25 protein-coding genes are annotated in these 25,609 nt (G+C 68.5%); 17 read left to right on the top strand and 8 right to left on the bottom strand.

Annotation, left to right across the window (positions count from 1 at the left end):
* Positions 1-2 precede the first annotated feature (2 nt).
* Positions 3-1,295, bottom strand: a complete 1,293-nt coding sequence (locus B140_RS12500) for a hypothetical protein (protein ID WP_018119191.1) — start codon at positions 1,293-1,295, stop codon at positions 3-5.
* 299 nt (positions 1,296-1,594) lie between these two features.
* On the opposite strand from B140_RS12500, the gene B140_RS14230 reads away from it, so the two are divergent.
* Positions 1,595-2,029: a hypothetical protein gene (locus B140_RS14230; protein WP_211208161.1), complete on the top strand. Its 435-nt coding sequence runs from the start codon at positions 1,595-1,597 to the stop codon at positions 2,027-2,029.
* A gap of 197 nt (positions 2,030-2,226) precedes the next feature.
* Positions 2,227-2,946 (top strand): class F sortase, encoded by a 720-nt coding sequence (locus B140_RS0109850; RefSeq protein ID WP_018119193.1) that lies wholly within the window; start codon positions 2,227-2,229, stop codon positions 2,944-2,946.
* Between the two features lie 77 nt (positions 2,947-3,023).
* Here the strand turns inward: B140_RS0109850 and B140_RS0109855 are convergent, their stop codons facing one another.
* Together B140_RS0109855 and B140_RS0109860 are read right to left on the bottom strand one after the other, a co-directional pair.
* The gene (locus B140_RS0109855) at positions 3,024-4,115 is read right to left on the bottom strand and encodes an alpha/beta hydrolase (RefSeq protein ID WP_018119194.1); all 1,092 of its coding nucleotides are present in this window, start codon (positions 4,113-4,115) and stop codon (positions 3,024-3,026) included.
* Positions 4,116-4,220: 105 nt separating this feature from the next.
* A complete protein-coding gene (locus B140_RS0109860) occupies positions 4,221-4,892 on the bottom strand; it encodes a hypothetical protein (protein WP_018119195.1) in 672 nt (223 codons plus the stop codon).
* 638 nt (positions 4,893-5,530) lie between these two features.
* On the opposite strand from B140_RS0109860, the gene lpdA reads away from it, so the two are divergent.
* The 9 genes from lpdA to B140_RS12505 all read left to right on the top strand — a co-directional run bounded on the left by lpdA (position 5,531) and on the right by B140_RS12505 (position 14,007).
* Positions 5,531-6,940 carry a dihydrolipoyl dehydrogenase gene (lpdA, locus tag B140_RS0109870; RefSeq protein WP_026166211.1) on the top strand — a complete coding sequence of 470 codons (1,410 nt, stop codon included), beginning with the start codon at positions 5,531-5,533 and terminating at the stop codon, positions 6,938-6,940.
* A 431-nt stretch (positions 6,941-7,371) separates the two neighbouring features.
* A complete protein-coding gene (locus B140_RS0109875; protein ID WP_026166212.1) occupies positions 7,372-8,127 on the top strand; it encodes a succinate dehydrogenase cytochrome b subunit in 756 nt (251 codons plus the stop codon).
* Positions 8,128-8,157: 30 nt separating this feature from the next.
* A complete protein-coding gene (locus B140_RS0109880) occupies positions 8,158-10,152 on the top strand; it encodes a fumarate reductase/succinate dehydrogenase flavoprotein subunit (protein ID WP_018119199.1) in 1,995 nt (664 codons plus the stop codon).
* Positions 10,152-10,901 carry a succinate dehydrogenase/fumarate reductase iron-sulfur subunit gene (locus B140_RS0109885; RefSeq protein ID WP_018119200.1) on the top strand — a complete coding sequence of 250 codons (750 nt, stop codon included), beginning with the start codon at positions 10,152-10,154 and terminating at the stop codon, positions 10,899-10,901. The genes B140_RS0109880 and B140_RS0109885 overlap by 1 nt, the downstream gene beginning before the upstream one ends.
* Positions 10,902-10,948: 47 nt before the next feature.
* Complete coding sequence (locus B140_RS0109890; RefSeq protein WP_018119201.1) at positions 10,949-11,287, top strand: hypothetical protein; 339 nt, start codon at positions 10,949-10,951, stop codon at positions 11,285-11,287.
* A gap of 174 nt (positions 11,288-11,461) precedes the next feature.
* Complete coding sequence (locus B140_RS0109900; RefSeq protein WP_026166213.1) at positions 11,462-12,760, top strand: DUF445 domain-containing protein; 1,299 nt, start codon at positions 11,462-11,464, stop codon at positions 12,758-12,760.
* Between the two features lie 23 nt (positions 12,761-12,783).
* Complete coding sequence (locus B140_RS0109905; RefSeq protein ID WP_156801744.1) at positions 12,784-13,275, top strand: hypothetical protein; 492 nt, start codon at positions 12,784-12,786, stop codon at positions 13,273-13,275.
* Positions 13,268-13,579 carry a DUF2516 family protein gene (locus B140_RS0109910; RefSeq protein WP_018119205.1) on the top strand — a complete coding sequence of 104 codons (312 nt, stop codon included), beginning with the start codon at positions 13,268-13,270 and terminating at the stop codon, positions 13,577-13,579. Before B140_RS0109905 ends, B140_RS0109910 begins: the two co-directional genes overlap by 8 nt.
* Complete coding sequence (locus tag B140_RS12505; protein ID WP_018119206.1) at positions 13,579-14,007, top strand: hypothetical protein; 429 nt, start codon at positions 13,579-13,581, stop codon at positions 14,005-14,007. The genes B140_RS0109910 and B140_RS12505 overlap by 1 nt, the downstream gene beginning before the upstream one ends.
* Here the strand turns inward: B140_RS12505 and B140_RS0109920 are convergent.
* Genes B140_RS0109920 through B140_RS0109930 form a run of 3 tightly spaced genes read right to left on the bottom strand, consistent with a single transcriptional unit; the run spans position 13,980 to position 16,095 of the window.
* Entirely contained in the window at positions 13,980-14,756 is a 777-nt protein-coding gene (locus B140_RS0109920; RefSeq protein WP_018119207.1) for an LmeA family phospholipid-binding protein, read from the bottom strand. The two genes, B140_RS12505 and B140_RS0109920, sit on opposite strands and share 28 nt — an antisense overlap.
* A 4-nt stretch (positions 14,757-14,760) precedes the next feature.
* Complete coding sequence (locus B140_RS0109925) at positions 14,761-15,591, bottom strand: hypothetical protein (RefSeq protein WP_018119208.1); 831 nt, start codon at positions 15,589-15,591, stop codon at positions 14,761-14,763.
* The gene (locus B140_RS0109930) at positions 15,592-16,095 is read right to left on the bottom strand and encodes a DUF2505 domain-containing protein (protein WP_026166214.1); all 504 of its coding nucleotides are present in this window, start codon (positions 16,093-16,095) and stop codon (positions 15,592-15,594) included. It lies immediately after the preceding gene.
* A gap of 24 nt (positions 16,096-16,119) precedes the next feature.
* On the opposite strand from B140_RS0109930, the gene B140_RS0109935 reads away from it, so the two are divergent.
* Positions 16,120-17,214, top strand: a complete 1,095-nt coding sequence (locus tag B140_RS0109935) for a UDP-N-acetylmuramate dehydrogenase (RefSeq protein WP_018119210.1) — start codon at positions 16,120-16,122, stop codon at positions 17,212-17,214.
* A 162-nt stretch (positions 17,215-17,376) separates the two neighbouring features.
* Here the strand turns inward: B140_RS0109935 and B140_RS0109940 are convergent, their stop codons facing one another.
* Entirely contained in the window at positions 17,377-19,089 is a 1,713-nt protein-coding gene (locus tag B140_RS0109940) for a long-chain-fatty-acid--CoA ligase (protein ID WP_018119211.1), read from the bottom strand.
* Positions 19,090-19,255: 166 nt separating this feature from the next.
* Between B140_RS0109940 and mshA the strand changes: the two genes are divergently transcribed.
* From mshA to B140_RS0109965, 4 genes are all read left to right on the top strand, one after another.
* Positions 19,256-20,521, top strand: a complete 1,266-nt coding sequence (mshA, locus tag B140_RS0109945) for a D-inositol-3-phosphate glycosyltransferase (protein ID WP_040426452.1) — start codon at positions 19,256-19,258, stop codon at positions 20,519-20,521.
* Positions 20,522-21,043: 522 nt separating this feature from the next.
* On the top strand, positions 21,044-21,793 hold the full coding sequence (locus B140_RS0109955) for a phosphoglyceromutase (protein WP_026166216.1): 750 nt from the start codon (positions 21,044-21,046) through the stop codon (positions 21,791-21,793).
* Positions 21,794-21,802: 9 nt separating this feature from the next.
* Positions 21,803-23,053 carry an ATP-binding protein gene (locus B140_RS0109960; protein WP_018119214.1) on the top strand — a complete coding sequence of 417 codons (1,251 nt, stop codon included), beginning with the start codon at positions 21,803-21,805 and terminating at the stop codon, positions 23,051-23,053.
* Positions 23,050-23,748 (top strand): response regulator transcription factor, encoded by a 699-nt coding sequence (locus B140_RS0109965; RefSeq protein ID WP_018119215.1) that lies wholly within the window; start codon positions 23,050-23,052, stop codon positions 23,746-23,748. The genes B140_RS0109960 and B140_RS0109965 overlap by 4 nt, the downstream gene beginning before the upstream one ends.
* Here the strand turns inward: B140_RS0109965 and B140_RS0109970 are convergent.
* A complete protein-coding gene (locus B140_RS0109970; RefSeq protein WP_026166217.1) occupies positions 23,745-24,635 on the bottom strand; it encodes a DUF3109 family protein in 891 nt (296 codons plus the stop codon). The two genes, B140_RS0109965 and B140_RS0109970, sit on opposite strands and share 4 nt — an antisense overlap.
* A 33-nt stretch (positions 24,636-24,668) precedes the next feature.
* Here B140_RS0109970 and B140_RS0109975 point away from each other — a divergent pair, with 33 nt between their 5' ends.
* The gene (locus tag B140_RS0109975; protein WP_083912307.1) at positions 24,669-25,598 is read left to right on the top strand and encodes a Ppx/GppA family phosphatase; all 930 of its coding nucleotides are present in this window, start codon (positions 24,669-24,671) and stop codon (positions 25,596-25,598) included.
* The last annotated feature ends 11 nt before the right edge of the window (positions 25,599-25,609 follow it).

The following is a 25,609-nucleotide window of genomic DNA, read 5'->3' on the forward strand; positions in this document are numbered from 1 at the left end:
TGTTAGTGCCGGTGCCGCCCCGCGCGTGCGGCGCGGGTGGGGCTCGCCCCGGTGCCCGTGGCGGGTCCGGCGCGCAGGGCGCCGAGGTGCACGAGCGCGCCGAGGATGGGGCCCGCAGTCAGTGCCAGCGGGATGGTGCGCAGGGGGTCGGAGCCGTACCACAGCACCGCGCACACCGTGGCGGAGGCGGCCACCCACCCGGCGACGTAGAGCCGGTGCCGCTCGGCGGCGATGGTGGCCGACCCGGTGATGACGAGCACCCCGGTGCAGGAGGAGGCGAAGGTCAGGGCGGCCAGCAGGGGGCCGGGGACGGCGTAGGCGGGGTCGTGATCCCACCCGACGCCCAGGATCCAGGGGCCGATGAGCCAGGCTAGCCCGGCGCCCGCCGCGCCCACGGCGAGGGAGGCCGCCGCCGGGGCGGCGACGGCCTGGCGCATCCGCGCGCGGTGTCGCACGAAGTACACGATGAGGGCGGACTGGAAGCGCTGCAGGGGAACCAGGATGGGGGCGCGGGTGAGGGAGACGGCCAGCATGATCCCGGTGAGCGCCACCCCGGTATCCGCGGTGGGTTCCTCCATGGTCACCTGGATCAGCGGTGCCACGCCGGTGATGATGACCGCCGAGGCGCCGGTGGCCACCATCGCGGCTCCGGCGCGGCGAGAAAAGTCCCCCAGGAACACCGGGCCGGGGGTGCGCAGGTGCGCCCGCGCCGCGGGGTCCGCCGCCAGGATGATCAGCCAGCTCAGCGTGCCCACCACCGTGATGACGAGGAAGGGGAGGATGTTCCAGCCGAAGAGCGCGGCGAGCGCGCTCAGGGCGAAGCGAATCCCGGAGTCGAGCGCGATGAGCCGGGCGTACTGGGGCCACCGCTCCCAGCCCGAGAGCGCGCCGGAGAGCACGGCCTGGAAGGCGTAGAGGCACAGGCCCAGGGCGAGCAGGCCGCTGCCGGTCATGTGGTGATCTCCAAGGATGCGGGAGACCCAGAGCGGCTCCGTGACGAGGCTCAGCGCCGCGGCGCCGAGGCCGACGAGGAGCGCGAAGTGCCAGGGGGCCAGGGCGTGCGAATGCTTTTCGATACCCCCTCGGGGGTACAGGTGAGCCTCTTCCTTCTGCGCCGAGATCGTGCGCGTGGTCTCTTGCATGATGCCGTCGAGGATGCCGGTGCAGGCGAAGAAGAGGCCCCAGTATGCCTGAAAGTGCTTACCTGCCTCCTCGTCCAGCGTCCGGGTGGCCACGATGACCACGAGAAACCCCGAGAGGGCGGCGAAAACGGTGGCGGCGCTGAGGGACTTCATAGATACACTCCCGTATCTAGAGCGGTTTGGGCGGGGAGGGATGCAGCGGGTAACATCGTGAGCGATCATACGCGCGGGATTTTTTCTCCCGGGTGTGGCTGTAGCACTTGCACAGCCTCAGATGTCTGCTAACTTGTAGAGCATATTGTTTTCCAAGCGGCGTCACAGGAGTACACCGGTGAACCGCTAGAGAGTATTAAGCCAGGTTGCGCCGTAGGTGCGGCCGCAACGAGACGAAAGTGAAATCGAGCATGAAGAAGCTTAGTGCTGGCTTCACCGCTGGCCTTTGCGCTCTGGCGATGGGCGTAGCTCCCGCGCATGCTTCCGCCACCGTGTACATGGAGGAGCAGTCCTACTCCTACGCCGCGCGTTACATCATGATGGTGCCCACGGAGATCATCGTCTCCGTGGCCGACGTCTTTGATGACGGCTCCGCCGCCCCCCAGGAGGAGGCCGCTCCCGCCGAGGCTGAGGCTCCTGCGGAGGCAGAGGCCCCCGCCGAGGACGCCGAGACCCAGGCCGGGGAGCTTTCCGTGGACGACCTCCACGAGGGCGATACCTTTAGCAGCCAGATGGTGCAGCTCGCCGGCAAGACCATCGACAGCGCCACCAGCAGCAAGAGCCGCGGCGGCTCCATCCATGCCGTGACCACCTACGAGGACGGCACCGTCCTCAACTTCGCCAAGGAGATGGCCGAGAGCGAGTACAAGCTCATGAGCATCGAGAAGGCATAAGGCTCCTTCCCAGGATCGCAAAAAGGCACGAGGGCGCGCCCCTCGTGCCTTTTTGCGTGATCTCCTGCGGCGGCGCGGCGCGCGGGCCGCATAAGGTACGGTCCCGATCCCGTGGTTGCGAGTCCACCGCGCCTCCACGATAATGGCCTTTTGACTGTGGCCGTGACGGCCTTGACACTCAAGGGAATGAAGAACCAATGAGCAACATGAACAATGCCTCCCCGGTGCCCCACCCGGAGGAGCAGGCAGAAGCGACGAACAGCACGCAGAAGAAGCGCTGGCCCGCCGTGGCCATCGGCATCGCCATCTTTGCGGTGATCGTCATCGCGGCGGTGTGGGCGCTCGTGGGCGGCGGAAAGGGCGATAACGAGGCCGCCGATACCGGGGTGTCCACCGCCACCAGCGCCTACGTGGACGATTCCGGCGAGCAGGAGCACGAGCTGGAGCCCGCGCCGGGCGAGAACGACGCGGTCACCGGCATGCAGATCACCGTGGGTGGCGAGGACAGCGCTGAGGTGGACCCCATCCAGGTGACGGATGATAACTACCTTATCCCCCCGCAGGACGTGCAGCGCCTGGGCTGGTACGCCGCCTCCGCCGTGCCGGGCGATAAGGGGCCCGTGGGTTCCTCCGTGATCACCGGGCACATCAACTTCGCCGGTCAGGGCGAGGGCTACGCCGCGCGCTTCACCCGCCTGAAGGAGGGCGAGACCTTCACCATCACCGTCAACGGCGAGGAGCGCGAGTTCCGCGTGACGCAGGCCCCCTACCACGTGACCAAGGGCAACGACTTCGCGGACGTGATGGACGACGCCGACGGCGAGAACCGCGTGGTCCTGGTGACCTGCGGCGGCGACTGGGTGGGCGGCAACCTGGGCTACGCCGATAACATCATCACGCTGGCCGAGCCGGTGTAGGAGATCGGCAATACGGACGCCAAAGGGGCCACCGCTTTTTAGCGGTGGCCCCTTTTTTTATCGCGGGGGTTGAAGGTCTAGAGCCCGAGCCCGCGCGCGATGGTGGGCCAGGAGGCCCGCAGATCCTGCTGCCAGTAGCCCCAGGAGTGCGTCCCGGTGTTGTGGAAGTTGAAGTCCGCCGGGATGTTCAGGGAGTCCATCTTGGCCTTCAGGTTGTGCGTGCACATGTTGGTGCTGCCCTCGATGATCCCGCCCAGGCCGATGGTCTGCGCCATGGCCCAGGCCGTCTGGACGTCGCTGTAGTCCTGGAAGCGGGGCCCGTTGGGCATGTCGTTCTCCCCGGCGGTGCCGGAGCCGTTGGACACGTACACCTGCGTCCCGGCAAGTTTGTCGGCGCCGAGCAGGGCGTCGTTGTAGCGGTTGAGCTCCCCGCCGCGCTCGCCCCACATCTTCTCGAAGGAGAGCCCGTTGAGCTTGCTGTGGTTGAGCGTCAGCGCGATGGAGGCGTAGCCCAGGGGGCTGGAGGTCTCCGCGCAGCCGGAGAAGGAGCCCACGGCGTCGTAGAAGCCCTGATTGTGCTGGGCCAGGAGCAGGGAGGAGGTGCCGGACATGGACATCCCCGCGATGGCGCGCCGGTCGTTCGCCTGAAGGTAGCCCTCGACGGCCCCGGGCAGCTCCTTGGTGAGGAAGGTCTCCCACTTCTGCGGGCCGCCCAGCGCCTCGGCGTCCTCCAACCAGTCCGTGTAATAGGAGAACTTGCCGGACATGGGGATGACCACGTTGATACCCTTGGAGAGGTAAAAATCGATCACGTCGGTCTGCTGCACCCAGTTGGCGCTGCCCTCGCCGCCGTCGCCGCCGTTGAGCAGGTACAGAGTGGGGGCGTCCGGGTGACCCGCCTTGATGAGGGCCAGGGGCACGTGGCGGTTCATGGAGGGGGAGAAGGCGCTGACCTCCTCCACGCGCTCGCCGTACTCGCGGACGTTCTTGCGCCACTGGGGAGCCCCCTCCGGCGCCGGGCCGGGAACCGGGGTGATGGTGGCCGGGGCGGTGTCGCCAGCCACCTGGGCGGGGGTCACTTCCGCGGCCGTGGCCAGCGCGGCCGGGGCGGCCAACGCGCAGCTCGCGGCGAGCGCGGTGGCGGCGAGAGCGTTGTTGAGGTATCTCATGCGTACAACCTTGGATAGGGGTGGTGAGGGGCTAGGAACGGGCAAAACCCTGGCGGGGAGACCACCAGGGTTTTATTCAAGCCGTGACGGCATGATGAGCGCAAACTAGATGGACTGCGGGATGTCCGGGAGGTTCAGCTCGCCGTTGAGGTCCAGGAGATCGGAGAGATCCAGGTCCAGGATGTCGGAGGAACCGTTCTCGCCGGAGAGCTGGCTCAGGTCGGCGAGGTCGGTGGAGCCGTTGTCGCCGGAGGACAGCTCGGAGAAGTCACCCAGGAAGTCCGTGGAGAGCTGGTTATCGCCCGAGGACAGCTCGGAGAGGTCCAGGTCGCCGAAGAAATCGGTGGAGAGCTGGTTATCGCCGGTGGAAAGCTGGTTGTCGCCGGAGGAGAGCTCGCTCAGGAAGTTGGAGGAGCCGAACTCGTTGTCGCCGGAGGACAGCTCGGAGAGGTTCAGATCGCCGAGGAGGTCCGTGGAGAACTCGCCCTGGTTGTCGCCGGAGGACAGCTCGCTCAGGAAGTCGGAGGAGCCGTTATCGCCCGAGGAGAGCTGGGAGGAGCCGTTGTCACCGGAGGACATGTCGGCGGGGGAGAAGTCACCGAAGGTGGAGCCGAGGTCGCCCACCTCGATGTTCTCCGGGAGGGTGAGCTGCGGGGTCAGGCTGATGTTCGGGAGGGCGGGCAGCTCCGGGAACTGGATGCCGCCGGTGCGCAGCTGCACCAGGAGGTCGCCGATCGGCCCATCGACGAACTCTTGAATCTGAAGCAGGAAATCCATGTGTGCAAGTACTCCTTGTTTAGCCCGTGGCGTGAACAGATGGGTGAAGCCTAACAAGGGGCGAAAGATCACGCAATGGTTACAAACGAAAACAAATTGGTATCTTTGCAGGGGACGTTGTGGACCAAGGGAACTTTGGTCTACTTACTATGGCGTCCGTCCGCCGTATTTTCTCGGGGCGCGGGTAAGTTGCGCAGGTAGCGGGCGTTTTACGGTGGAATACATCACCCAACACCGCTTTATGTCTGATGTGTAACTTTTTGTTGCGGGGTCGTTGTGGGGCCGTTGTGGGGAAATCTCGCGGGCCCTCTGTGCCCCCGTTAGGGGGTGGGCCTGGTCTTGAAGGCGCCGGATCGCGCAGGATATATGCCGATGGGCGATGCCGCTTTATGGGCCGTTCGCCGCTCGATGCACAGTCTTTATGTACGGAAAGGCAGTTATGACCCCCCTGGAAAACCTCACCCTCGCCATCTCCGATGTCCTCGGCCAGGCCGCCAACCTGGGCTCCTCGAACGTCGCGGAGCTCTCCGTGGCGCTTCACCTCTTTTAGGCGGGCCGAGGGCCCGGGGCGGCGCGGGATGGGGGTGGTCCCGGGCCGGTTCGGGACAACGGGTGGCGTCTTACGTATCCTGAACACCATGAGCGAACACTTTGATGTAGTAGTCCTCGGCGCCGGCCCCGGCGGGTACGTTGCCGCCATCCGCGCTGCTCAGTTGGGCAAAAAGGTGGCCGTGGTGGAAAAGCAGTACTGGGGTGGCGTGTGCCTGAACGTGGGCTGCATCCCTTCCAAGTCCCTGCTGAAGAACGCCGAGGTGGCGCACACCTTTAACAAGGAGGCCAAGACCTTCGGTATCTCGGGCGAGGTGACCTTTGACTTCGGCGTGGCACACCAGCGCTCCCGCAAGGTTTCCGCGGGCATCGTCAAGGGCGTGCACTACCTGATGAAGAAGAACTCCATCACGGAGATCGACGGCCTGGGCTCCTTCAAGGACGCCTCCACCATCGAGATCGTGGAGGGCAAGGATAAGGGCAAGACCGTCACCTTCGACGACGTCATCATCGCCACCGGCTCCGTGGTGCGCACCTTGCCCGGCGTGGAGCTGTCCAAGAACGTGGTGTCCTTCGAGGAGCAGATCCTCAACGAGGAGCTGCCGGAGAGGATGGTGGTGGTCGGCGGCGGCGCCATCGGCATGGAGTTCGCCTACGTCCTGGCCAACTACGGGGTGGACATCACCATCGTGGAGTTCATGGACCGCGTGCTGCCCAACGAGGAGCCGGAGGTGTCCAAGGAGATCGCCAAGCAGTACAAGAAGCTGGGCGTGAAGCTGCTCACCGGGTACAAGACCACGGCGGTCCGGGACAACGGCAGCTCCGTGGAGGTCGATGTGGAGTCCAAGGACGGCTCCAAGTCCGACACCCTGACGGTGGATCGCGTGCTGGTGTCCGTGGGCTTCGCCCCGCGCACCGAGGGCTACGGCCTGGAGAACACTGGGGTCAAGCTCACGGAGCGCGGCGCCATCGACATCGACGAGCGCATGCGCACCAGCGTGGAGCACATCTACGCCATCGGCGACGTCACCGCCAAGCTGCAGCTCGCCCACGTGGCGGAGGCGCAGGGCGTGGTGGCCGCGGAGACCATCGCGGGCGCGGAGACCCAGGAGCTGGGCGACTACATGATGATGCCCCGCGCCACCTTCTGCAATCCCCAGGTGGCCTCCTTCGGCTACACCGAGGCCGCGGCCAAGGAGAAGTGGCCGGACCGGGAGATCAAGACCGCCGTGTTCCCCTTCAGTGCCAACGGCAAGGCGGCGGGCCTGGCGGAGACGGCGGGCTTTGCCAAGATCGTGGCGGACGCGGAGTACGGGGAACTGCTCGGCGGGCACATGGTGGGTGCCAACGTCTCCGAGATGCTCGCGGAGCTGACCCTGGCGCAGCGCTTTGACCTCACCGCCACCGAGATCGGCCGCAACGTGCACATTCACCCCACGATGTCCGAGGCGATCAAGGAGGCCGCCGAGGGCATCGAGGGCCACATGATTAACCTCTAAACCGCCTTTCCTTCGAGAAGGGGCCGCCTATGGGTGGCCCCTTCTCTCATGGTGCGGTCCCTCATGCCCTGAGAGCGTTCCTGAAGCGCTCGCGCCGCCCGCTCGCGGGGCGGGGGCGGCGGGCGGGGTCGCGGCGCTCGCGGGGCGGGCAGGGGCCGACGAAAGTTTGACGCCTTCCGGGGGTTAGGCGTCATCGCGGCGGGTTCAAAGTGGGGAATATCACCTTTTACTGTGGCGATGAAACTTTTGGAAAAGTCTTTGCACCTCGGGGCCGATAAGGTAAGCCTCACGCGCCGGCATTTAGAGGTAACCCTCACCTAAGAAAAAGTGGAATGAGCCACACGGCGGGGGAGGCGGTGGCCCGCAACCTGTCTTTGGACTGTGAGTTTTGTCCGTCCCACCCTTATTGTTGAGACGACATTGGAGGTGCCATGACTGTAAAAAATCCAGACCGTGAGGCAATCCGTCACGGCAAAATCACCGAAGAGCCGCTGCGCCAGGCTCCGAAGGTTCCCTCGTGGGCGCTGAAGCTGGCGATGGCCATCACCGGCCTCATCTTTGGCGGCTTCGTGCTCGTCCACATGGTGGGTAACCTGAAGCTCTTCATGCCTGATCACGCGGGCGTGGCCGCCATCGACGAGTACGGCGAGTTCCTGCGCACGATCGGCGAGCCCATGTTCCCGCGCGAGTCCGTCCTGTGGATCTTCCGCATCGTGCTGCTGGCCTCCCTGCTGATCCATGTGTACGGCGCGTTTGCGCTGCACGGCCGGTCCCGGCAGTCGCGCGGCAAGTTCCGCCGCACCAACCTCTTGGGCGGGATGAACTCGTTTGCCACCCGCACCATGCTGGTCACCGGCGCGGTGCTGCTGCTGTTCATCATCTTCCACATCCTGGACCTCACCCTGGGCGTGGAGCCCGCCGCCAGCGCGGTCTTTGAGCACGGCGCGGTGCAGGCGAACATCCTGGCTAGCTTCAGCCGCTGGTCCGTGGCGATCTTCTACATCCTGAGCATGGTGATCCTGTTCCTGCACCTCTCGCACGGCATCTGGCTGGCGGTGAGCGACCTCGGCATCACCGGCAAGCGCACCCGCTCGATCCTGCTTTTCGTGGCGTACCTTGTGCCCGCCATCGTGATGCTCGGCAACATCGTGATGCCGCTCTCCGTGGCCGCCGGTTGGATCAGTTAGGTCAAGGAAGAAGGGTTTTAAGGATTCAAGATGAGCAACGAAAAGCAATTCACCGCCCCTGATTCCGCCGTGGCGGGGGTGACCGTGGGCCGCGTTCTGGACGCCCACGAGCCCAAGGGCGTGCCCACCAAGGACATGTGGGAGTACCAGAAGGATCACATGAACCTGGTCTCCCCGCTCAACCGCCGCAAGTTCACGGTGCTGATCGTGGGCACGGGCCTCTCCGGCGGCGCCGCGGCCGCCGCGCTGGGCGAGCTGGGCTACAACGTCAAGGTGTTCACCTACCACGACGCCCCCCGCCGCGCGCACTCCATCGCGGCCCAGGGCGGCGTGAACTCCGCCCGAGGCAAGAAGGTGGACAACGACGGCGCCTACCGCCACGTCAAGGATACGGTCAAGGGCGGCGACTACCGCTGCCGCGAGTCCGACTGCTGGCGCCTGGCCTACGAGTCCGTGCGCGTGATCGACCACATGAACGCCATCGGCGCGCCCTTCGCCCGTGAGTACGGCGGCACCCTGGCCACCCGCTCCTTCGGCGGCGTGCAGGTCTCCCGCACCTACTACACCCGTGGGCAGACGGGGCAGCAGCTCCAGCTTTCCACGGCCTCGGCGCTGCAGCGCCAGATCCACCTGGGCTCCGTGGAGATCTTCACCCACAACGACTTCCAGGACCTCATCGTCACCGAGGAGAACGGCACCAAGCGCGTGCGCGGCCTGGTCACCCGCAACCTCATCACCGGCGAGCTCGCGGCCTTCACCGGCCACGCCGTGGTGCTGGCCACCGGCGGCTACGGCAACGTCTACGGCATGACCACGCTGGCCATCAACTCCAACTCCTCGGCGATGATGCGTGCCTACGAGCACGGCGCCTACATGGCCTCCCCCGCGTTCATCCAGTTCCACCCCACGGGCCTGCCCATCAACGCGGACTGGCAGTCCAAGACCATCCTGATGTCGGAGTCCCTGCGCAACGACGGCCGCGTGTGGCTGCCCAAGGAAAAGGACGATCAGCGCGACCCGAACAGCATCCCGGAGGAGGAGCGCGACTACTTCCTGGAGCGCCGCTACCCGGCGTTCGGCAACCTGGTGCCCCGCGACGTCGCCTCCCGCGCGATCTCCCAGCAGATCAACGCGGGCTACGGCGTGGGCCCCAAGAAGAACTCCGCCTACCTGGACTTCCGCGACGCCTTCGAGCGCCTGGGCCGGGCCACCGTGGACGAGCGCTACTCCAACCTCTTCAAGATGTACGAGGAGGCCATCGGCGAGGACCCGCACGACGCCCCCATGCGCATCGCCCCCACCGTGCACTTCACGATGGGTGGCCTGTGGACGGACTTCAACGAGATGACCTCCATCGACGGCCTCTTCGCGGCGGGCGAGTGCTCCTGGACCTACCACGGCGCCAACCGCCTGGGCGCAAACTCGCTGCTCTCGGCCTCCGTGGACGGCTGGTTCACCCTCCCCTTCACGGTGCCGAACTACCTGGCAAACCACCTCAACGAGCCGCTGCTCGCGGACGACGACGCCGCGGTGACCGAGGCCCTGGAGCGCGCCCAGGCGCGCCTGGATCGCCTGATGAATACCAAGGGCAACGACCCGCACGGCCCGGAGTACTACCACAACCAGCTGGGCGAGCTGCTGTACAAGGCTTGCGGCGTGGCCCGCAACGTCAAGGACATGAGCGAGGGCATCGAGAAGATCCGCGCCCTGCGCGAGGAGTTCTTTGCCAACGTGCGCATCCCCGGCGGGCAGCACGAGATGAACCAGGTGCTCGAGCGCGCCACCCGCGTGGCCGACTACCTTAACCTGGCCGAGCTGATGTGCGTGGACGCCCTGGACCGCGACGAGTCCTGCGGCGCCCACTACCGCGAGGACCACCTCTCCGAGGAGGGCGAGGCCGAGCGCGACGACGAGAAGTGGTGCTTCGTCTCCGCCTGGGAGCCGGACGGCGAGAATCGCTTTATCCGCCACGCCGAGCCGCTGTACTTTGAATCGATCCCGCTCCAGACAAGGAACTACAAGTAATGAAGCTTCATCTTGAGATCTGGCGTCAGGCCGGACCGACCACCGACGGCGCCTTCGAGGGCTTTGACGTGGACGACGCCGAGGAGCAGATGTCGATCCTCGAGCTCCTCGACTTCGTCAACGACAAGCTCATCGAGCAGGGCAAGGAGCCGTACGCCTTCGCCTCCGACTGCCGCGAGGGTATCTGTGGCACCTGTGGCCTTCTGGTCAACGGCCGCCCGCACGGCGCGGCCAAGAACTCCCCGGCCTGCCAGCAGCGCCTGTTTAACTACTCCGACGGCGATACCCTCAAGATCGAGCCGCTGCGCTCCGCCGCCTACCCGGTGATCAAGGACATGGTGGTGGACCGCTCCGCGCTGGATCGCGTGATGCAGCAGGGCGGCTACGTGTCCATCAACGCGGGCACCGCCCCGGACGCGGACACCCTGCATGTGAACCACCAGACGGCGGAGTGGGCGCTGGATCACGCCGCCTGCATCGGCTGCGGCGCATGTGTGGCAGCCTGCCCCAACGGCGCGGCGCACCTGTTCACGGGCGCCAAGCTGGTGCACCTGTCCAAGCTGCCGCTGGGCTCCGAAGAGCGCGGCAAGCGCGCCCGCAAGATGGTGGACGAGCTGGAGACCAACTTCGGGCACTGCTCGCTCTACGGCGAGTGCGCGGACGTGTGCCCGGCGGGCATCCCGCTGACCGCCGTGGCGGCGGTCACCAAGGAGAGGGCGCGAGCTGCTTTCCGAGGCAAGGACGACTAAGCTAAAGGTCATTCGACCTGCACGAGAAGAAAGCGAGTAAGGCGCTCATGTCTAACACGCACACCCCCGAGGCCGCGGGGCGCATGCACTACATCGATGGGTACGACCCGGTGAGCTACGAGGCCCCGCACTCCTCGCTGCTGCGCACCGAGACCTGGGTGGGCATGGGCCTCGTCCTGGCCGCGCTGTGTCCCGCGGGCATCGCCATCTACGCCGTGGCCATGATGATCTTTGGCAACACCGGCCAGGCGGACGTTAACCCCACCTTCTTCCTGTGGCTCGGCATCATCCTGACGGCGGTGCTGCTGGTGGCGGGTTCCGTGCTCATCAGCTACGGCCGCCGCTACTACAAGCAGTACGTCAAGGAGACGGGCCGCAAGAACTAGGCTCCGCAGGCGTACCGCAAGACGGGCCGTGTCTCCCCGGGGCCGGGGGAGGCGCGGCCCGTTTTCTACACTGGTACCCATGCAACGCAAGATACTGCTCGTAGCCACGGGGCTCATCAGCCTCATCACGGGGATCGCCCTCATCGTCTCGGGGATGCAGGGGCTGTAGGCGTCATGGCGGAACATGCACTCACGGCGCGCGCAGTCCCGGGCCCCAGCCCCGACGTGGAGCGGGAGCGCCGCAGAACGCTGCGGCGGCACAAGGCCTTCGTCACCGGCCTGCTCGTGGTGGCGGCCCTCATCTTCCTCGGCTGCACGTGGTGGCAGCACCAGCCCGGCGGGGCTCCGGGCTGGGTGGGCTACGTGCGCGCGGCCTCCGAGGCTGGCATGGTGGGCGGGCTGGCGGACTGGTTCGCCGTCACGGCCCTGTTCCGGCACCCGATGGGCCTGCCCATTCCGCACACCGCGCTCATCCCCAAGAAGAAGGATCAGCTCGGGGAGTCCCTCTCCGGCTTCGTGGGGGAGAACTTCCTCAACGCGGAGCTCATCACGGAGAAGATCGCCACCGCCAACCTCCCGCTGCACGCCGGGCGGTGGCTCGCGGCCCCGGAGAACGCTCGCAGGGTGTCCGAGGAGGCCGGGCGGCTGGCGCACAACGCCGTGGTGGCCATCGACCCCGCCGACGCCGAGGAACTGATCCGCCGCCTGCTGGTGGACAAGGCCGCCGAGCCGCAGTGGGGGCCGCCCGCCGGGCGGGCCTTAGAGCAGCTCATGGAGGACGGCAAGACGGAGCCGCTGATCGAGGAGGTCATCGCGTGGGCGCACCGCAAGGTGCGCGGCTCCCAGGACCTCATCACCAGGATGCTCGACGAGCGCAAGCCTGTGTGGGCCCCCCGCTTTGTCAACGAGCTGGTGGGGGAGAAGATCTACCGCGAGCTGGTCACCTGGATGGGGGACGTGGCCGCGAACCCCCGGCACGAGGCGCGGCTGGCGCTGCACCGCTTCCTGGGCGAGCTGGCCCAGGATCTTCAGCACGACCCGCAGATGATCGCCCGCGTGGAGGGGCGGAAGGAGGAGATCATGAGCTCGCGCCCCGTGGCCGAGGCCGCCCCGGCGCTGTGGCGCGCGGCCTCGCAGTCCCTGCTGGCGGCGGTGGACGATCCCGATTCCCTCCTGCGCCGCACCATCGAGGACTACGCCCGGGGGTGGGGTCGGCGCCTGGTTGCGGAGGCGGACCTGCGCGAGGAGGTCAACCGCAAGGTCGTGGCCGCGGCCGCCTTCGTGGCGCACAACTACTCCGGGCAGATCACCGCCATCATCTCCGACACCGTGCGGGCCTGGGACGCCGAGGAAGCCAGCGAGAAGATCGAGCTGATGGTGGGCAAGGACCTGCAGTTCATCCGGCTCAACGGAACCCTGGTGGGCGCGCTGGCAGGCCTGGCGATCTACACGGTGGCCGACGTGCTCTTTTAGCGGCCCCGGCTATACTCGTGCCCATGAGTTCCGGGAAGAACCGTGTGTCCGAGATCCTGCGCGCGGGTGGCCACGCCGCCCGCAGCGCCGGCGAGGTGGTGGGGGAGTTCGGCGCCCGGCTGCGGGAGTCGGAGGACCGTGGCCGCCACGCCCTGCACGAGGAGACCGTGGTGGACCATCTGCGCGCCGCCACCAGAGATTTTAGCGAGCACCGCAGCGTGGATTCCCTGAAGGAGGGGGCCGGGCGGGTGGCGGGCGCGACCACCGAGGCGCTGGGTTCCCTGGCGGATCGGGTGGGGCGCGCCGCCGCCGAGACCCGACGCTCGGAGGCCGCGGCGCGCGCCGCTCAGGCCCTGCGGCGCGTGGGCGAGCAGGTGGAAACCGCCGCCCGCGAGGCGGCGGGCTCCCTGGTGAACCCGGAGGACTCGCGGGAGCGCCCCGGCGAGCGGGGAGAGATCATCGACGGCGAGGTGCTCTCGGAGACGGTGCACGAGGAGGATAACCGCAATGGCTAGCACGTTGGCCCTGATTTATCTCCTGACCTTTAAGCTCGAGGCGGTGCTGTACTGGGGTGTGGGCATCGCCGGGATCGTAGGCCTCATCATGGTGGCCATGACGCGGCCGGACGCCTTCCCCGCCGCCGACCGCCAGAGCAAGGGCACCTGGCTGGCCCTCATGGCGGGCGCCTCCGTGGCCTGCCTGATCGGGGTGTCCTTCCCCATGCTCGCTATCGCGGGCGTGGTGATCGTGGGCCTGTACTGGTGGGACCTGCGCCCGCAGCTGCGCGACCTGCTGGGCGGCGCGCAGGGGGGCTGGTGATGAGGGACCTCACGGGGGCGGCCTCGGCCGCGGAGGTGGCCCGGGCGCTGCGCGAGGGGGAGACGGGGCTGCTGGTTCCGGCCTCCTGGGTGCCCGCCGAGGTGCCCGAGGGGTGCGCCGTCACGGCGGCCTGCGGTTTTCCCACCGGGCGGCACCACCCGCTCATCAAGGCCTCCGAGGCGCGCCTGGCGGTGCAGAGCGGGGCCACCGGGGTGCTCATCGTGCTGGACGCCTCCGCTGACGAGCACGCGTGGATGGTGGACCTCGTCACCGCGCGCGAGGCCGTGAGCGATCAGGTGCTCCTGGCCGCGGGCGTGGACGCGCGCAGCCCGCGCCGCGCGGAGATGGAGGCGGTGGCCCGGCGCGCCGGGGCCGCCGAGATCGTGCCGATCGAGTGCTCCTACGGGGTGTGCACCTCGGAGACGTGAACGTCCTGCCCGGCCACGGTGGCGCGCAGCCCCTCCCCGGTGACCTCGGCCTGGGTGATGGAGAGCCCGCCGGAGGCGATGAGCTGCTCCTCCACGCCCTCCTGGAGCTGCCGGGTGATCTCCTGGGTGACGCTGGGCGGGAGGTCGAATCCCAGCACCTGGGTGTTGCTCACCTCGAAGGTGGTGCGGCCCTCGGCGGCCACGGGCCGCAGGTCCAGGCTGCCGGCCCCGTTGCTGAACTCCACGCTGATGGTCTGGGTATCGGGGTGGGAGGTCACGGCGGTGACCTGCACCAGGTTGCGGATGAGCGAGGCCCCGAGGTCGCCCGGCTCGGCGGGTGCGCCGCTGATGTTGCTCTGCAGCAGCGCCAGCAGGAACTGGTTGCTCAGCTCGGCGGTAGCCTCCAGCTCGGCGGCCACGGGGTCGTGGCGGTCGGAGATGTCCACGCCCTTCATGGAGATGTCCGCGGCGGGGTTGCCGGAGGCCACGCCGTCCTCCACGCGCAGGGTGGAGGGGGTGGTCACGGCGACGTGCCCCAGCTCGCCGCGCAGGTACCCCAGGAGCACGGGGGAGGCGCCGAAGGAGATGGAGGGGTCCTCGCTAAGCTGCACGCCCTCGGCCTCTGCTTGCGCGTGGAACTTCTCGTTGAGGTCCCGGCCCACCAGCCAGCGGGTGCCAAACTCGGCGGCGGCGAGCAATAGAAGCAGGACCACGACGATCGTGGTGAAAATCTTGGCCGTCTTTGACATGCCGCTAGTCTACGGGCACGGGCCGGGCCCCGCCGCCGACGGCGGACCACGGCACGGTGAGGAGGTTGTCCCGCAGGGGGCGGCGCTGCGCGTCCACGGGCAGGCCCCGGCGCCGCAGCAGGGCCTTGGCCTGCCGCCATCGCACCCGGGGGCCGTAGGGGGACCACCCGGCGCAGCGGTCCCAGGCCTCGTCGCAGGCGCGCAGCAGCGCGTGGATGGCCTCCCCGGGGCGGTTGCGGTGGATCAGGGCCTTGGGCAGGCGCTCCGCCACGTCGGAGGGGCGCTCCACGTCGAAGGGGTCCCAGGCGAGGGTGAGGGTGCGCGGTCCGTGGCGGTCCAGGGTGATCCAGGCGCTTCGCCTGCCCACCTCGTCGCAGGTGCCCTCCACGAAGAGGCCGCCGGGCGCGAGGCGGGAGGTCACGGACCGCCACGCGGGCGGGACGTCCGCGACGTCGTACTGGCGCAGCACGTTGAACGCCCGCACCAGGTGGGGGCGGTGCCCCGCCAGCTCGAAGCCGCCGAGCGCGAAGGTCACCCCGCCCTGGGGCGGGAGCACGCGCTCGGGGTCGATCTCCAGGCCCAGTACGCGGGTGTCCGGCCGCACGCGGCGCAGCCAGCCCGCCCACTCCACGGTGGTGGTGTGGCTGGCCCCGTAGCCGAGGTCGATGGCGAGGGGGGCTGTGGCACGCATGAGTAAGCGCCGCGCGGGTTCGTGATGGCAGAGCCAACGATCGCAGCGGCGCAGTCGGTTATACCCGGTGGTGCCCCGGGTTATCACGCCCACGGGGCCCTGCGCGTGAAACTGGGCCCGCAGGTTGTGGGCGTGATCGGCCATTTAGAGGTTCTCGTTGATCCAGGTGGAGATGAGCTCCCCCTCGTTCTCGAAGATCTCGCCCAGGGCCTCGGCCACCTTCGGCTCGATGGCGCCGCCCATGAACGGGATGTTCACGGAGACCTCGTTGTCGTAGTCGAAGGTGGTGCTGTTCTCGTCGCCGGAGATGGTGGCCTCGCCCTTGTAATCCACGGGGGTGCCCTTGACGTCGGCGGTGTACTCCAGCTCGGCGCGGCCGTCGGTCAGCGGGCCCACGGTGACCACGCGCTTGACCTTGAGGGCCTGGGACACCATGGAGCGCACGGCCTCCGGCAGCACATCCAGGGGCAGCACCTCGAAGAGGGTGGCCTCGCCGCCGCCGTTGTTCTCGGTGAACTCGTGGACCTCGCCCGGCTCGGGGGAGAGGTGGGCAACGTCATAGGCCCAGAAGTCGGCGTTGGTCAGCGCGGCGTGGACCTTCTCCACCGGCTGGTTGATCGTTACGGTGTTCTCACTACGAGTAGCCATGCCTTAGAGACTACCGTGAGAAGAGTGAGCGATGTAGCCCTGACCCAGCGCCTGACCGACATTCCCGGCGTTACCTGTGACACGAGCACGACGCTCGCCGACCTCACCACGCTGAGGCTCGGCGGCGCCCCGAGACTGACCGCGAGGTGCGCCACCGCCGAGGCCGCGGCGCGGGCGGTGCGCGCCCTGGACGAACAGGGGGTGGAGCCACTCATCGTGGGGGGAGGCTCCAACCTCGTGGTGGCCGACGGCCCCCTCGACCTCGTGGCCGTGCTGCTGGAGGACGACGCGATCCGCGTGGACCCCGCCACGGGGATCGTGCGCGCCGCCGCCGGGGCCGTGTGGGACGACGTGGTGCGCGCCTCCGTGGAGGCGGGGCTGGGCGGGCTGGAGTGCCTCTCCGGCATTCCCGGCAGCGCGGGCGCCACGCCGGTGCAGAACGTGGGGGCCTACGGCGCGGAGATCGCGGACGTGCTCACGCGCGTGCGCCTGTGGGATCGCCGCGCGGGCCGGGAGGAGTGGGTTCCGGCCTCCGAGCTGGACCTGGCGTACCGCTACTCCAACCTGAAGTTCACGCACCGCGCCCTCGTGCTGGAGGTGGAGTTCCGCCTGCACACGGACGGCCTCTCCGCCCCCCTGCGCTTCGGGGCCCTGGCCCGCGAGCTGGGCGCGGCGGAGTCCGGCGAGCGTTTCCCGGCGGGGCGGGTGCGCGAGGCGGTGCTGCGCATACGCCGGGACAAGGCGATGGTGCTGGACGCGGCGGATCACGATACCTGGTCCGCAGGGTCCTTCTTTACCAACCCCGTGGTGGACGCTGCGGTGGCGGACGCCGTGCAGGACGCGGTGGGCGAGGCATCCATGCCGCGCTTTGCCGCGGGCGAGGGGAGGGTGAAGCTCTCGGCGGCGTGGCTGATCGAGCGCGCCGGGTTCCCGCGCGGGTACCCGGGGGAGGGCGCGCCCGCGCGGCTTTCCACGCGGCACACCCTGGCCCTGACCAATCGCGGCGCGGCCAGCACCGAGGACCTGGTGGCCCTGGCGCGCACGGTGATCGCCGGGGTGCGCCGCGAGTTCGGGGTGGAGCTGGTGCCCGAGCCGGTGTGGGTGGGGGTGGCGCCCTAGCGCAGGCTGTGGGGCAGGGGGCGCAGGTTACGGTGGCGGCGGATTTTGAGTGGACAGGCCTCCAAGCGCGTGCCGTTGCCCTCCCCCTGGCCCGCGCTGGCGCCGCCGCGCAGGTAGAAAGTGGGCCCCTCCGCAATGGGAGGGGCCCACTTTCTGCTTCTCCTACCTTTTGATTCCCAGGTGCTCCAGCAGGTCCTCCTGCACCTGGCGCCTGCGGATCTTGCCCATCTGATCCCGCGCCAGCTCCTCGAAGTGGTAGAAGGTGCGCGGCACCTTGTACCGGGTGAGGCGCTCGCGGGCGTGTTGCTTGAGCCCCTCGGGGTCCAAGGCCGCGCCGGGGTTGAGGGTGATGCAGGCCACCACGGACTCGGAGCCGTCCTGGCGGGGCACGCCCACCACCGCGATGTCCGCGATGTCCTTGTGGTCCCGCATGGCCTCCTCCACCTCGCTGGGGTACACGTTGAACCCGCCGGTGATGATGACCTCCTTGATCCGGGCCACCAGGCGGATGAAGCCGTCCGGCTCCATCACGCCCACGTCCCCGGTGCGGTACCAGTCCTCGTGGAAGGACGCGGCCGTGGCCTCCGGGTTGTTCAGGTAGCCCTGGAACACCTGGGGGCCGCGCACCAGCACCTCGCCCTCCTCGCCGTCGGGCACGGTGCGGGAGAGGTCCTCGGGGTCCGCGATGCGCACCTCCGTGTCGGGGAAGGGAATGCCCACGTAGCCGGGGCGTCGCGCGGTGGACATGGGGTTGCCCACGATGATGGGGGAGGTCTCCGTGAGGCCGTAGCCCTCCACGAGGAGGCCGCCGGTCATGGACTCCCAGCGCTCCACGGTGCTCACCGGCAGGGTGGAGGCCCCGGAGAAGGAGCTGCGCACCCCCTTGATGCAGATGTCGTCCTCGGCGGCGGCCTCCACGATTTTCTCGTAGAGGGTGGGCACCCCGGGCACCCAGGTGGGGGTGTGGTTCTTCATCACGTCCATGATGAGGGGCACCTGGGGGCTCGGCAGCAGGATGAGCTGCCCGCCGATGAGGAAGGCCAGGGTGGCGTTCATGGTCAGCCCGTAGGCGTGGAACATGGGTAGCGCGGCCAGCATGCGCTCGTCCTGATCCCCCAGGCCCGGCACCCAGGCCTTGCCCTGGAGGAGGTTGGCGTACAGGTTGCCGTGGGAGAGCTGCGCCCCCTTGGGCGCCCCGGTGGTGCCGGAGGTGTAGAGGATGAGGGCCACGGTGTCCTTGGTGACGGTCTCCAGGGAGGTCACGTCCGAGCCGTTGCCGCCGAGCTGGGGGGAGAGCAGGAGATCCCAGGGCACGGTGTTGGGCGCGGGGGCGGTGAGCTGGGAGCGCATCTTCTTGAGCTTGGGCAGCGGAAGGCGCAGGGCCAGGCGCTTGAGCGGGGGCATGGCGTCCACCATGTTCACGGAGATGATGGTCTCCAGCTCCGTGGTGCTGCGCAGCTTGTCAAACACGTCCGCGGACTTGTCCCAGGTCACCGCCACGCGCGCGCCGTGATCGCGGAAGGGGTGCTCCAGCTCGTGCGCGGTGTAGAGGGGATTGTGCTCCACCACGATCGCCCCGAGCTTGAGGATCGCGTAGAAGATCACGATGTGCTGGGGGCAGTTGGGCAGCGCGATGGCCACCCTGTCGCCGGGGCGGACCCCCAGCGCGCGCAGCCCGGCGGCGGCGGCGCGTACCTGCTCGTCGATGTCCGAATAGGTTTGGGTGCGCCCGAAGAACCACGTGGCCGGCTTTTCCGGCTTGGTGGCCAGGGTGCGGTCGTAGATGTCCAGCAGGGTGGTGTCCCCGTAGTCGAGGTGGTGGGGCGTCCACTCCGGGTAGTGCTTCAGCCACGCTCGTTCCTCTGCGGCAGACATGGGTCTCCCTTCCCGCACCGTCCGAGATGCGCGTTGCACAACAATCAAGTTTCCTCCGCTTGACTATACGCTCCGCCACCTGCCCCCGCGCGGCGTCGTGCGGCGGCATCGTGCCGCCCCCGGCGGCGGCGCTCCCGGAGCCGGGGAGCGTCGTAGCATGGGCGCTATGCGCGTAGCGATGATCTCCCTCCACACCTCCCCCCTGCAGCAGCCCGGCTCCGGAGACGCCGGGGGCATGAACGTGTATGTGCTCTCCACGGCCACGCAGCTGGCCCGCCTGGGGGTGGATGTGGACGTGTACACCAGGGCCACCCGGCCCAGCCAGGGGGAGGTGGTGGAGGTCGAGCCCCGCCTGCGCGTCATCAACATCGTGGCGGGCCCCTACGAGGGCCTCGCCAAGGAGGAACTCCCCACGCAGATGGTGGCCTTCGCCGGAGGCATGATGCAGTACGTGCGCTGCCATGGCCTGCGGTACGACGCCATCCATTCCCACTACTGGCTCTCCGGGCAGGTGGGCTGGTTGCTGCGGGACCTCTGGGGGGTGCCCCTCGTGCACACCGCGCACACGCTGGCGGCGGTGAAAAACCTCCACCGCGCCGGGCGGGACTCCCCCGAGACGGAGGCCCGGCGCATCTGCGAGCAGCAGCTCGTGGACAACGCGGACATGCTGGTGGTCAACACCGGGCAGGAAAAGGAGGACCTCGTGGCGCACTACGACGCCCCTCTCTCCCGGATCGTGGTGGTACCCCCCGGGGCGGACACGGAGACCTTCACCCCGGGCACGGACCGCAACACCGAGCGCTCCCGGCGCGAGCTCGGGGTGCCCCTGCATGCCAAGGTGATCGCCTTTGTGGGCAGACTCCAGGAGTTCAAGGGCCCCCAGGTGCTGCTGCGCGCCGTGGCCCGGATGCTGGAGGACGCCCCCGAGCGCAACCTGCGCGTGCTGATCTGCGGCGGAGCCTCGGGCGCGGAGACCACCGCGACGCGGTACCGCGAGCTGGCCCGCGAGCTGGGGGTGGCGCACCGCGTGCGCTTCCTCGAGCCGCGCCCTCCCCAGGAGCTGGTGGCGGTGTATCAGGCCGCCGACGTGGTGGCGGTGCCCAGCTACAACGAGTCCTTCGGGCTGGTGGCGCTCGAGGCCCAGGCCACGGGCACGCCCGTGGTGGCGGCGCGCGCCGGGGGGCTGCCCATCGCGGTGGCGGAGGGGCGCACCGGGATGCTGGTGGACGGGCACGACCCGGCCGACTGGGCGCGCGTGCTCGGCGAGATCCTGGACGACGACGAGACGCGCATCCGCATGGGCCAGCGGGCCGTGGAGCACGCGGCGGGGTTTTCCTGGGCGGCCACCGCGCGCAGGCTGCACGAGGCCTACGGGCGGGCCGTGGCGGCGGACGTGGAGGACTGCCGGGCGCGCCGCGCCTCGGGGCTGTGAGGGGAAATTATGATTCTATGTGGAGGCATAAGGGGTGGGCGGCGTGCTAGTGTGGGTGGTGGCAGCCACCCCAGGACTGTCACATGCGGAGACCCCCACCTACGGGTAAAGGCAAGTGAGGGTCTTTGTGAGACTAGCTGAGTAGCTCGGCGATCGCGTCGGCGATAAATCGCGCGATCACGTTGGTACCCAGCCGCCCCAGGAACCGCCGCACGGAGCTGCAACTCCCGCGGCGGTTCCTTTTATCTCCGCATACACGGCGATGGCGGGCCATTCATCTCACCTCCTCCCAGCAAGGTCGAAGGCACGGCGATGCGCACCCCCGCCAGGCGGTGGAGACACGCACCACCAGGAGGAACCAGGGAAAAGGACAACAACCCCCGCCCCCGGCAACATCAAAGCATAGCCCGACCTGGCGCATTAGGTGTGAAAAATCATGCATATTTTTGGGGGTGCGCCGCCCGGCGCCGCCACTCGGTCATCCCCGGGCACGATCGGAAGGATTATGGAATGCTGGGAAGCATGACTAACGGAAAGCTGATCCTGCTGCGTCACGGGCAGAGCGAATGGAACGCCTCCAACCAGTTCACCGGCTGGGTGGACGTCAACCTCACCGAGAAGGGCGAGGCCGAGGCCCGCCGTGGCGGCGAACTCATCAAGGAATCCGGGCTGGAGCCGCAGGTGCTCTACACCTCCCTGCTGCGCCGGGCCATCCGCACCGCCAACATCGCCCTCGACGCGGCGGATCGCCTGTGGATCCCCGTGCGGCGCGATTGGCGCCTCAACGAGCGCCACTACGGTGCCCTCCAGGGGCTGAACAAGGCCGAGACCCGCGAGAAGTACGGCGACGAGCAGTTCATGGAGTGGCGCCGCTCCTACGGCACCCCGCCCCCGGAGCTGCCGGAGGACTCCGAGTTCTCCCAGTCCCGCGATCCCCGCTACGCGGGCCTGGAGCGGGTGCCCGCCACCGAGTGCCTCAAGGACGTGGTGGAGCGCCTGGTGCCGTACTTCGAGGAGGAGATCCTGCCGCGCGTGAAGCGGGGCGAGGTGGTCATGGTGGCCGCGCACGGCAACTCCCTGCGCGCGCTGGTCAAGTACCTGGACAACATCTCCGACGCGGACATCGCCGAGCTGAACATCCCCACCGGCATCCCGCTGGTGTACGAGATCGACGCCGAGGGCGCGGTGGCCAACCCCGGCGGCACCTACCTGGATCCGGAGGCCGCCGCCGCGGGTGCGGCCGCCGTGGCCTCGCAGGGCGCACAAAAGTAGCGCGTGGCCTTGTCCTGGTCCCTGGTGCTTGCCTTCGGGGCGGGGGCGGCCGTCGTCGGTGGCCTGCCCCCGCTTTTCTCGCGCGCGCGGGCGGCGCTGCGGCGGTATCGCTCCGCCGCCACCCTGGAGGAAAACCAGGTGACCACCATCAGCCAGGTGCTGCACCTGGCCATTCAGGGATCGCCCACCGGGCTCGTGGTGGTCGATCGCAAGGGGGAGGTGCTGCTCTCCAACGCCCGGGGGCACGAGATGGGGCTGGTGCACGAGCGCACCCTCAACGGCGAGGTGTGGGAGGCCGCGCAGCGGGTGCACGAGGACAAGGAGGCCCGCGTGCTCAACCTCGTCACCCCGGAGCGCCGCCCGGGATCGCGGGTCACCCACGTGCGCGCCGTGGTGAAGCCGCTGACGCTCATCGACGACCGCTTCACCATCGCCTACAGCACCGACGAGTCGGAGTACGTGCGCATGGACTCCGCCCGCCGCGACTTCGTGGCCAACGTCTCCCACGAGCTCAAGACCCCCGTGGGCGGCATGGCCCTGCTGGCGGAGGCGCTGGTGGAGTCCGCCGAGGACCCCGAGCAGGTGGACTACTTTGGCACGCGCCTGCGCAAGGAGGCGCTGCGCATGTCCGACCTCATCAACGAGCTGATCTCCCTCTCCAAGCTGCAGGGGGCCGAGGCCCTGCCGGACATGGAGCCGGTGCTGGTGGACGACGTCATCGCGGAGGCGATGGCGCGCAACCAGGTGGCCGCCGACGGCCACTCCATCCCCCTGCTGTGCGGGGCGGACTCCGGGATATGGGTCAACGCCAATAAGTCCCTGCTGGTCACCGCCGTGTCCAACCTGGTGAGCAACGCCATCAACTATTCGGGGACCTCCGCGCCCGTCTCCCTGTCCCAGCGCGTGGTGGAGGGAACCGCGGTGCAGATCCGCGTGACCGATCGCGGCATCGGCATCGCCCCCGAGGACCAGGAGCGGGTGTTCGAGCGCTTCTTCCGGGTGGACAAGGCCCGGTCGCGCTCCACGGGGGGCACCGGGCTAGGCTTGGCGATAGTCAAGCACGTGGTGGCCAACCACGGCGGTACGATTAAGCTGTGGTCGAAGCCCGGAACGGGATCGACTTTTACCATCGAGTTACCAATCTATAGCCCGGAGCGGGAGGCCCTGCCGCCCGTCCCGGAGGACGAAGATGCCGCCGAGAAGCCCCTGCGCAAAGCGGTATCGCGCGTGACGAACCGGCGAAAGGACAAATCTTCATGACCACCATCCTGATCGTTGAAGACGAGGAATCGCTGTCCGACCCCCTGGCCTTCCTGCTGCGCAAGGAGGGCTTTGACACGATCATCGCCGGAGACGGTCAGACGGCCCTCATCGAGTTCGTGAAGAACGACGTGGACATCGTCCTGCTCGACCTCATGCTGCCGGGCATGTCCGGCACCGACGTGTGCCGGGAACTGCGGGTGATGTCCAACGTGCCCGTCATCATGGTCACCGCGCGCGACTCCGAGATAGACAAGGTGGTGGGCCTGGAACTCGGGGCGGACGACTACGTGACCAAGCCCTATTCCTCCCGGGAACTCATCGCCAGGATCAGGGCGGTGCTGCGCCGCAACGGCATGGCGGAGCCCACCGAGGACGTGGAGGAGGACTCCGATCAGATCCTCCACGTGGGGCGGGTGCGCATGGACGTGGAGCGGCACATCGTGACCGTGGCGGGCAAGGAGGTGAGCATGCCGCTCAAGGAGTTCGACCTGCTGGAATACTTCCTGCGCAACGCGGGCAGGGTGCTCACGCGCGGCCAGCTCATCGACCGGGTGTGGGGCGCGGACTACGTGGGGGATACCAAGACCCTGGACGTGCACGTCAAGCGGCTGCGCACCAAGATCGAGGAGGAGCCCTCCCAGCCCACGCGCCTGGTCACGGTGCGCGGGCTGGGGTACAAGTTCGAGAGCTAGGGGCGGGTCGCCCCCGTCGCCGGGTGCACCGGCAGCACCCCCCGGGGCGCCGCCGCCCGCGCCCGCAGGTGCGCGGCGAGCACCTCGTAGGCGGCGTCGCCCATCAGGGCGCGCAGCTCCGCCTCCTGGGTGACCCACACGGGCTCCGCGGCGGTATGGCAGCCGGGGGCGGCGGAGCAGTACCAGTCGAAGTCCTCGCCGCCGTCGCCCCAGCCGCGCCGGTCGTACTCCCCGATGGTGGTGCGCAGGATCTCCGCGCCGTCGGGGCGCTCCTCCCACTCCTCCGTGCGGCGCAGGGGGAGCTGCCAGCACACCTCGGGCTTGTCCACGGTGAGGTCGCGCCCCTCGGCCACGCACCACTGGTGGATGGCGCAGCCCGCGCCGGTGGGCCAGCCGCGCCGGTTGGCGAAGATGCAGGCGCCGTCCACCACCTTTGTCTTGAGCGCGGGCTCGGGGTTGCCGTCCTCGTCGTCCAGCTCGTCCCACACCAGCCAGGGCTCGAGGTCCTCCGGCTGGCCGTGCTCAAGGTACTCCTGTGTTTCTGCCGGGCGGAGCTGCCAGTAGCGGGCGGGGAGCTGCGCGACGGCGTCGTAGAGCTGGTCCCGGTCGGCCTCGTCCGCGAGGAAGGCCCCGTGGTTGCAGCAGCCGACGTCCGGGTGCGCGGCGTCGATACCGCGGCAGGCGCTGGTGCCAAAGGTGCAGTGCCAGTGCGATTCCATCCAGGTAAGGTCCACGCTGAACACGTGCTGGGGGTCCTCGGGGTGGGGGAACTCGTACCACTCGCGCGGAAAGTCCGGAGGTGTTTCTACGCCGCTGGCCACGGACCTCCCTGCGGGGGAGGAGGCGGGGAACCCCAGGTAGACCGGGGTGGATTCTGGGCAATTCACACCTGATGAGGGTAGACCGTCTACCCTATAGGTGTGCGATTAGGTGTATTGGACGTGGGCAGCAACACTGTTCACCTGGTAGCGGTGGACGCGCGGCCCGGCGGCCGCCCCACTCCGATGAGCGACTGGAAGACCGCGATCAAGCTCGTGGAACTCCTCGACTCCGACGGGGCGATCCACGACAAGGGGATCAAGAAGCTCACCAAGGCGGTGAGCGAGTCGGCGGACCTGGCCCGGCAGCTCGGCTGCGAGGAGCTCATGGCCTTCGCCACGTCCGCCGTGCGCTCCGCGACGAACTCCGAGGACGTGCTCGCGCACGTGCACAAGGAAACGGGGGTGCGCCTCGAGGTGCTCTCGGGGGAGGACGAGGCGCGCCTGACCTTCCTGGCGGTGCGCCGCTGGCACGGCTGGTCGGCGGGCCGGATCACCAACCTCGACATCGGGGGCGGCTCCCTGGAAATCTCCACCGGCGCCGACGAGCAGCCGGACGCCGCCTTTTCGCTGAACCTCGGAGCGGGTAGATTGACCCACGAGTGGTTTGATACGGATCCGCCCGAGCGGAAAAAGATCAACCTATTGCGCGACTTCATCGATGCCGAGTTGGTGGAGCCGGCCCGCCAGGTGCGTAGCTATGGTCCTGCTCGCCTCGCGGTGGGGACGTCCAAGACGTTCCGCACCCTGGCGCGGCTCACGGGCGCGGCCCCCTCCTCGGAGGGGCCCTACGTGACGCGCACGCTCACGGCCCCCGGCCTGCGTCAGTTGATCGCCTTCATCTCCCGGATGACGGCTTCCGACCGCGCGGAGCTGGAGGGCGTGAGCTCGGATAGATCGCACCAGATCGTCGCGGGCGCGCTCGTGGCGGAGGCCGCGATGCGGGCGCTGGCCCTGGAGAAGATCGATATTTGCCCGTGGGCGTTACGCGAAGGCGTGATCCTGCAGCGGATAGACAAGGGACTGGAATAGGAGAGGATGCA

This window comes from Corynebacterium mastitidis DSM 44356 (assembly GCF_000375365.1).
GTDB classification, from domain to species: domain Bacteria; phylum Actinomycetota; class Actinomycetes; order Mycobacteriales; family Mycobacteriaceae; genus Corynebacterium; species Corynebacterium mastitidis.

Coding starts and splice junctions, on each gene's coding strand:
- B140_RS12500 (WP_018119191.1), bottom strand. CDS start 1,295: ATGAAGTCCCTCAGCGCCGCCACCGTTTTCGCCGCCCTCTCGGGGTTT.
- B140_RS14230 (WP_211208161.1), top strand. CDS start 1,595: ATGGGCGTAGCTCCCGCGCATGCTTCCGCCACCGTGTACATGGAGGAG.
- B140_RS0109850 (WP_018119193.1), top strand. CDS start 2,227: ATGAGCAACATGAACAATGCCTCCCCGGTGCCCCACCCGGAGGAGCAG.
- B140_RS0109855 (WP_018119194.1), bottom strand. CDS start 4,115: ATGAGATACCTCAACAACGCTCTCGCCGCCACCGCGCTCGCCGCGAGC.
- B140_RS0109860 (WP_018119195.1), bottom strand. CDS start 4,892: ATGGATTTCCTGCTTCAGATTCAAGAGTTCGTCGATGGGCCGATCGGC.
- lpdA (WP_026166211.1), top strand. CDS start 5,531: ATGAGCGAACACTTTGATGTAGTAGTCCTCGGCGCCGGCCCCGGCGGG.
- B140_RS0109875 (WP_026166212.1), top strand. CDS start 7,372: ATGACTGTAAAAAATCCAGACCGTGAGGCAATCCGTCACGGCAAAATC.
- B140_RS0109880 (WP_018119199.1), top strand. CDS start 8,158: ATGAGCAACGAAAAGCAATTCACCGCCCCTGATTCCGCCGTGGCGGGG.
- B140_RS0109885 (WP_018119200.1), top strand. CDS start 10,152: ATGAAGCTTCATCTTGAGATCTGGCGTCAGGCCGGACCGACCACCGAC.
- B140_RS0109890 (WP_018119201.1), top strand. CDS start 10,949: ATGTCTAACACGCACACCCCCGAGGCCGCGGGGCGCATGCACTACATC.
- B140_RS0109900 (WP_026166213.1), top strand. CDS start 11,462: ATGGCGGAACATGCACTCACGGCGCGCGCAGTCCCGGGCCCCAGCCCC.
- B140_RS0109905 (WP_156801744.1), top strand. CDS start 12,784: ATGAGTTCCGGGAAGAACCGTGTGTCCGAGATCCTGCGCGCGGGTGGC.
- B140_RS0109910 (WP_018119205.1), top strand. CDS start 13,268: ATGGCTAGCACGTTGGCCCTGATTTATCTCCTGACCTTTAAGCTCGAG.
- B140_RS12505 (WP_018119206.1), top strand. CDS start 13,579: ATGAGGGACCTCACGGGGGCGGCCTCGGCCGCGGAGGTGGCCCGGGCG.
- B140_RS0109920 (WP_018119207.1), bottom strand. CDS start 14,756: ATGTCAAAGACGGCCAAGATTTTCACCACGATCGTCGTGGTCCTGCTT.
- B140_RS0109925 (WP_018119208.1), bottom strand. CDS start 15,591: ATGGCCGATCACGCCCACAACCTGCGGGCCCAGTTTCACGCGCAGGGC.
- B140_RS0109930 (WP_026166214.1), bottom strand. CDS start 16,095: ATGGCTACTCGTAGTGAGAACACCGTAACGATCAACCAGCCGGTGGAG.
- B140_RS0109940 (WP_018119211.1), bottom strand. CDS start 19,089: ATGTCTGCCGCAGAGGAACGAGCGTGGCTGAAGCACTACCCGGAGTGG.
- mshA (WP_040426452.1), top strand. CDS start 19,256: ATGCGCGTAGCGATGATCTCCCTCCACACCTCCCCCCTGCAGCAGCCC.
- B140_RS0109955 (WP_026166216.1), top strand. CDS start 21,044: ATGACTAACGGAAAGCTGATCCTGCTGCGTCACGGGCAGAGCGAATGG.
- B140_RS0109965 (WP_018119215.1), top strand. CDS start 23,050: ATGACCACCATCCTGATCGTTGAAGACGAGGAATCGCTGTCCGACCCC.